General features: G+C 69.1%; 7 protein-coding genes. 4 read left to right on the top strand and 3 right to left on the bottom strand.

The window, feature by feature from the left end:
- Both VGD93_RS15990 and hemA read right to left on the bottom strand, forming a co-directional pair.
- A partial coding sequence (locus VGD93_RS15990) for a flavodoxin family protein (protein WP_395013164.1) occupies positions 1 to 409 on the bottom strand: 409 nt, incomplete at its 3' end.
- Between the two features lie 67 nt (positions 410 to 476).
- Positions 477 to 1757: a 5-aminolevulinate synthase gene (gene hemA / locus VGD93_RS15985; protein ID WP_395013163.1), complete on the bottom strand. Its 1281-nt coding sequence runs from the start codon at positions 1755 to 1757 to the stop codon at positions 477 to 479.
- Positions 1758 to 2157: 400 nt separating this feature from the next.
- Here hemA and VGD93_RS15980 point away from each other — a divergent pair, with 400 nt between their 5' ends.
- The 4 genes from VGD93_RS15980 (at position 2158) to VGD93_RS15965 (ending at position 5925) form a co-directional block, all read left to right on the top strand.
- Positions 2158 to 3486: a hypothetical protein gene (locus VGD93_RS15980; RefSeq protein ID WP_395013162.1), complete on the top strand. Its 1329-nt coding sequence runs from the start codon at positions 2158 to 2160 to the stop codon at positions 3484 to 3486.
- A 31-nt stretch (positions 3487 to 3517) separates the two neighbouring features.
- On the top strand, positions 3518 to 4294 hold the full coding sequence (locus VGD93_RS15975; protein ID WP_395013161.1) for an SDR family NAD(P)-dependent oxidoreductase: 777 nt from the start codon (positions 3518 to 3520) through the stop codon (positions 4292 to 4294).
- Positions 4295 to 4366: 72 nt separating this feature from the next.
- A complete protein-coding gene (locus VGD93_RS15970) occupies positions 4367 to 5104 on the top strand; it encodes an OmpA family protein (protein WP_395013160.1) in 738 nt (245 codons plus the stop codon).
- A gap of 155 nt (positions 5105 to 5259) precedes the next feature.
- Entirely contained in the window at positions 5260 to 5925 is a 666-nt protein-coding gene (locus tag VGD93_RS15965) for an OmpA family protein (protein WP_395013159.1), read from the top strand.
- A gap of 53 nt (positions 5926 to 5978) precedes the next feature.
- On the opposite strand, the gene VGD93_RS15960 is transcribed toward VGD93_RS15965, so the two are convergent.
- The gene (locus VGD93_RS15960; protein WP_395013158.1) at positions 5979 to 6257 is read right to left on the bottom strand and encodes a hypothetical protein; all 279 of its coding nucleotides are present in this window, start codon (positions 6255 to 6257) and stop codon (positions 5979 to 5981) included.
- Positions 6258 to 6287: the final 30 nt, after the last annotated feature.

The raw sequence follows: 6287 nt of genomic DNA, 5'->3' as shown, positions 1-6287 counted from the left end.
GGCCCTCGGCGCCGCCGACGAGAAAGCCGGCCGGCTCCGCGATCACGTCGTAGCCCCGCTCGCGCAGCGTCGTGGCGATCCGCTCGGCCGCATAGCCGCCGGCATCCATCATCCAGCGCAGCGGCGCCGGATGCACGTCGTCGGGATTCATGCGCGTGTCGAAGGCTGCCGCCCGTGCGCCGTTGCCCGCCGGCAGCCCGGCGACGAACTCGGCGATGTCGGGGGTCGGGCGGAAGCCGCGCGTCGGCGAGCCGACGACGAGCAGGTCGACGCGCGACGCGATATCGGCGCCCGCCTGCCCGACGGGCAGCAGCAGCACCTCGTGCGCGGTTTCGAGCGCCGCCTTGATGGCGCGGGCGATCTCGGCGGTATTGCCGAAGACGCTGCCGTAGACGATGCCGATCTTCATGGCGCCCTCCTTGCGTCCTGGACGTGCCCGCAGGAGACAACGAAACGCCGGCGATGTCGATGCGCGATCAGCCGCCGATGGTTGGCAGGGTGAGGTCGCCGGTGGTGAGTTTCTGGGCGGTGACGCGTTCGGCCGGACGCTCGCGCGGCAGTTCGAGGGCGGCCCAGACCGAGACCAGCGCGTGGCGCAGTTCGATGATCATCTCGTCGCTGTGCAGCGGCGTCGGGGTGATGCGGAGCCGCTCGGTGCCCTTGGGGACGGTCGGGTAGTTGATCGGCTGGATGTAGATGTTGTGCTTGTCGAGCAGCATGTCGCTGGCCGCCTTGCACAGCCGCGCGTCGCCCACGATCACCGGCACGATATGGGTGCTGGTGGGCAGCACCGGCAGCCCGGCGTCGAGCAGCATGTCCTTGGTCAGCTGCGCCTGGCGTTGCTGGCCGTCGCGCTCGGCGCTCGAGGCCTTGAGATGCTCGATGGAGGCGCGGGCGGCGGCGCACAGCGCCGGCGGCAGGGCGGTGGTGAAGATGAACTCGGGGGCGTAGGAGCGCACCGCATCGATGATGACGCGGCTGGCGGCGATGTAGCCGCCCATGACGCCGAAGCCCTTGGCCAGCGTGCCTTCGATGACGTCGATGCGCTCCATCAGGCCCTCGCGCTCGGCGATGCCGCCGCCGCGCGGCCCGTACAGGCCCACCGCATGCACCTCGTCGATATAGGTGAGCGCGCCGAACTCCTGGGCGAGGTCGCAGATCTCGGCGATCGGGGCGACGTCGCCGTCCATCGAGTACACCGACTCGAACACGATCAGCTTGGGGCGCTTGCGGTCCACCGCGGCGAGCAGTTCGCGCAGATGGCCGGTGTCGTTGTGCCGGAAGATCTTCTTTTCCATGCCGCTCTGGCGCACGCCCTGGATCATCGAGGCGTGGTTGAGCTGGTCGGAGAAGATGATGCAGTCGGGCAGCAGCCGCGCGATGGTCGAGATCGCCGCCTCGTTGGAGACGAAGCCCGAGGTGAACACCAGCGCCGCCTCCTTGCGGTGCAGGTCGGCGAGCGAGCGCTCGAGCTCGACCAGCGGCCGGCTGGTGCCGGAGATGTTGCGGGTGCCCCCGGCGCCAACGCCGAGCCCGGCGGCGGTCTGCTGCATGGCGGCGATGGTCACCGGATGCTGGCCCATGCCCAGATAGTCGTTGGAGCACCAGATGGTGATCTCGCGGGCATTGTCCGACTGGTCGCGGTAAACCGCGCGCGGAAACCGCCCCGCGATCCGTTCCAGATCGGCAAATACCCGGTAGCGCTTCTCCTGCCGAAGGGCGTCGACAGCGTCTTCGAAGATCCCGTGGTAATCCATCAGCCTTGCCTTGTTTACCGGCCAGCCGTCCCGGGACGCTGCCGCGTTGGCATCGAGACCTAGCTAGCTAGACCTCGCCGGGCAACATTGACATAGGTCAATTCGCCGCGCGGCCTCCGGCCCAAGCCCTTGATCAAGCGGGACTTGCCGGGTCGCGCCCGGCGCCATCCTAATCAATCCGGCCGGTGCTGCCAACCGACGGCGGGCGTTTTCGCGCCGCAAAATTGGCGTGGGCGGCGGCGCCCACCGTCCCGTGCCGCCGGCGCGTGTGGATGGCGCCGGCGCGGCGCTTGCACGGTCTCGCCCCCGCCAGTTAAGCAGATTGAGCCGATTTCATTGACCGTTCCGGGCGGCCAGCTAGTATCGATACTGTCTAACCGGGCCGCATGGGAGATACGTCGTGAAGAGTTTCTCGTCGAGCAGCTTCGCCAGCGATCACGCCGAGGCGCTGGAGCGCGCCCGCGCCGCCGTCGCCGCGCACCCGCAGGCGCTGTTCACCGATTTCCAGTGGTTCCTCTACGAGGGCCGGGACACGGTGTTCTTCACCGCCTTTTCCAGGATCGGCTTCGACCGCGAAGGCCTCACCAACCTCGTCGCCGACATGGTCAACCTCGCCCCGCAACTGACGCACGGCTTCGTCGGCGCGCGCCCGGGCCAGCCCTTCCCGCAGCACCTGCTCGACGCCATCACCTCGCTCGAGGAGGTGGACGAGTTCGACGGCTATCCCGACAAGTGGCTGGGCAAGTCGGCCGACATCTTCGAGCGCGACGACCTGCCGCTGTTCCGCGTCGCCGTGCTCACCCGCCGCGGCGGCCCCGATGCGCAGGGCCGCGCCGCGCTCATCCAGGTGCGCTCCAGCCACTCCCTGCTCGAGGGCTCGGATTCGGCGCTGCTGACGCGCTCGCAATCGGCCAGCCACGGCATCATGTCGGACAAGTCCAACAAGGTGTCGCTCGGCTCGCGGCTCAGGGGCAAGCTGCGCGGCTGGGCCATGACCTGGACCTACATCATCCTCGCCAACCTGCTGGCGCCGGCCGACAAGCCGTGGGGATTCCGGACCCTGGCCCTGGAGCGGCACCGCTTGCGCCTCCTCGCCAACAAGCTCGGCGTGCGCCAGCGCTCGCTGATGTTCGCGCTCGTCACCCACGCCCTCAACGGCGAAGGCGAGCACAAGCACATGAGCAAGAAGGTGATCGGCGCCGCCTACACCATGCTCGACGGCAAGCGGCATGACGCCGACGACGATTTCTTCCGGGTGCGCGCGCTCGAGGCCAAGTTCAAGTGGAGCGACGATTTCGTCGCCTATGTCCGCTCCATCGACGACACCGTCGACCGCATCGAGCAGAAGGACCTCACCAAGTTCCAGGTGATGATGCTGGCGATGTTCAGCACTTTGCGCCGCATCAACCGCATCACCCGCGGGAGGCTCCCGGGCCAGCGCTTCTGGCGCTTCAACGGCGGCATCCACGTGGTGCTGACGCTGGTGCCGCCGCACCGCACCTACGGGCCGATGACGCATGGCATGATGGAACCCATCTATTGCGGCGCCTGGCACCCGGCCACCAACATCGTCACCTTCTGCCCCGGCCGCAAGTTCGTGACGCTGAGCTTTTCCATGGAACAGCGGCACATCGCCAATGTCGACAAGGTCGCGGCGCTGCTCGACCGGCTCGAGGCAATGGACATCGCGCCGGCCGGCCGCACGGTCGCCGAGGACGACGACGTCTGAGCCGCGCCAGCGGCGTCGGGGAGGAGCCGCGATGGTCGACACCGGATTTGCCCGCTATCCCAGCCTCGACGGCAGGCCCGTGGTCGTCTCGGGCGGGGCCTCGGGCATCGGCGAGGCGCTGGTGCGCGAATTCGCGGCGCAGGGCAGCAAGGTCGGTTTCGTCGACATCGCCGGCGAGGCGGGGCGCAGGCTCGCGGCCGAGCTTGCGGCGGCGGGGTGCACGGTCAGCTTCCACGAATGCGACATCACCGATACCGCCGCCTACCAGGCCGCCATACGCGCATTCGAGGCCGAGCACGGCGCGGCGCTGGCGCTGCTCAACAACGCCGCCAACGACCAGCGGCACAAATGGGACGAGGTGACGCCCGCGTTCTGGGACGAGCGCATCGCCGTCAACCTCAAGCACGCCTTTTTCGCCGCCCAGGCGGTGATCCCGGGCATGATCGCGGCGGGGAGGGGCTCGATCGTCAATTTCGGCTCCATCAGCTGGATGATCATGTCGCCGCACCTGACCGCCTACACCGCCAGCAAGGCGGCGATGCACGGCATGTCGCGCTCGCTCGCCCGCGAACTGGGCCCGCACGGCATTCGCGTCAACACGCTGGTGCCCGGCTGGATCATGACGGAGCGCCAGCTCACCCACTGGGTAGGGCCGGAGGAAAACCGGCTGATCGACGCGTCGCAAGCGCTCGAGGGCAGGTGCTATCCGGCCGATGTCGCACGCATGGCGCTGTTCCTCGCCGCCGACGACAGCCGGATGATCTCGGCGCAGGACTTCATTGTCGACGGCGGCTGGGCGCACGGCTAAAGTCGAGTTCGGCGCGAGGACCTGGCTGCTGCAGCAGCACCGCGCCGGGCGGGGGCGTGGTTGAAGGCTTGGATGTTGGTCGCCGTCGCAGCGACCATGGCGTTGGGCGCCTGCGCGACGAACGATGTCGGCAAATCGTCGGGCCGCCTGACGACAGCGACGGCGCTCCAGTCCCTCGTCGGTTCCCCCGGTTCGCGCATCCGGCTGGCGCTGGACGCCGGGCCGGTCGGCCTGGCCCCCGGCGAGGTCGCCGACTACATGGACCGGCAGGAGGCAGAACTGCGGACCGAGATGGCGGGCACCGGCGTTGCCGTGGCCCGGATCGGCCAGCAGATCCAGCTGACGCTGCCAGGCGACGTCACCTTCACCACGAACAGTTCCGATATCAGGTCGGATTTCTTTGGCGTGCTCAACGGGTTGAGTCGCGTACTGAGCAAATATGACCAGACGGTCATCGAAGTGACCGGCCACACCGACACTACCGGTGGCGACGGGATCAACCAGCCGATGAGCGAGCGGCGGGCGGACGCGGTGGCGATGTACCTTCGCTCCCAAAGGATCGACAACGACCGCTTGTCCGCCCGCGGTATGGGCTCGAAGCGACCGGTTGCGCCCAACGACACCGCGACCGGTCGCGCGCAGAACCGCCGGATCGAGGTGCTGGTGACGCCTGTCGTTGCTCCCGCCCCCGATGCCATGACGGCCGGCCTGGCGCCCGAACCCGCGCCGATCGAAGCGGCGGCCGGAGGCGGCGACGACGAGGGCGCCGGCGACCAGGCCGACGTTGCGCCCGGCGAGCCGGCAGCCTAGGACCGCAGTCGCCGCACGCCCGGGATTTCGTGGTCGACGGCGGCCGGGCACACGGGTAAGACAGGTGGCCGGGGAAGGGCGGGGAGCCGCCCCCGACACCTTCCCGCCGCATTCCGCCGCAAGAACAGGCCACCTTTCAGCCAGGGGACGTATTGATGAAGTTCAGAATTCTCATTGCCGGGCTTGCCGCGCTCACGCTCAGCGCCTGCACGTCCATCAACCCCTATACCGGCAACACCCAGATCTCGAACACGGCGGGCGGGGCCCTGGTCGGTGTCGGCGGCGGCGCCGTGGTGGGCGCCATCGCCGGGGCGGCGACCGGCAACGACCCGCGCGTCGGCGCCCTGATTGGGGCGGGCATCGGCGGGCTCACCGGCGCGGCCATCGGCTCCTACATGGACCAGCAGGAAGCCGAGTTGCGCGCGCAGCTGCAGGGCACCGGCGTCTCGGTGACGCGCGTGGGCAGCCAGATCATCCTCAACATGCCCTCCAACATCACCTTCGCCGTGGATTCGGCGCGCATCCAGCCGCAGTTCAACGAAACCCTGATCTCGGTCGGCCTGGTGCTGCGCAAGTTCAACCGGACCCTGGTCGACGTCTACGGCTATACCGACTCCTCGGGCTCGGACGCCTACAACCAGGAGCTGTCGCAGCGCCGCGCCGAAGCGGTGGCGACGGTGCTCGCCAACCAGGGCGTGGCCCAGCAGCGCTTCTACATCCTGGGCAAGGGCGAGGGCGATCCCATCGCCTCCAACGCCACCGAGGCGGGCCGCGCGCAGAACCGCCGCGTCGAGATCCAGCTGTCGCCCATCCAGGGCTGACGGCAACCCGTCATGGACCGGGCCCGGAGCGATCCGGGCCCTTGCCGTCGACGCTAGGGCAGGCCGGCCGGCGCCGCGACCGGGGTGCCGGGCTGCACCGCCGTCCCGGGATTGCCGCCGAGAAGCTGCAGCACCAGCAGGATGGCGGCGACGATGCCGAGGCCGATGAGTCCCATGCGCCACCAGGCGCCGGGCCCGGTGGCGCCGACCGTCGCCTCGATGTCGTCCGACGGCGCCAGCAGCGCGCCGTCCTCGACATCGACGATCGAGGCGGTCTCGTCGACCAGATGGTCGACTTGCGCGGCGGGGCGGTTGGCGTGTCTCTCGGCCATCACGGATCTCCTCGCTTCATTGTCGCGGAC

This window comes from Devosia sp. (assembly GCF_036406155.1).
GTDB lineage: Bacteria > Pseudomonadota > Alphaproteobacteria > Rhizobiales > Devosiaceae > Devosia_A.
This window is presented reverse-complemented; position numbering and strand designations above follow the sequence as displayed.

Coding starts and splice junctions, on each gene's coding strand:
- hemA (WP_395013163.1), bottom strand. CDS start 1,757: ATGGATTACCACGGGATCTTCGAAGACGCTGTCGACGCCCTTCGGCAG.
- VGD93_RS15975 (WP_395013161.1), top strand. CDS start 3,518: ATGGTCGACACCGGATTTGCCCGCTATCCCAGCCTCGACGGCAGGCCC.
- VGD93_RS15970 (WP_395013160.1), top strand. CDS start 4,367: ATGTTGGTCGCCGTCGCAGCGACCATGGCGTTGGGCGCCTGCGCGACG.
- VGD93_RS15965 (WP_395013159.1), top strand. CDS start 5,260: ATGAAGTTCAGAATTCTCATTGCCGGGCTTGCCGCGCTCACGCTCAGC.
- VGD93_RS15960 (WP_395013158.1), bottom strand. CDS start 6,257: ATGGCCGAGAGACACGCCAACCGCCCCGCCGCGCAAGTCGACCATCTG.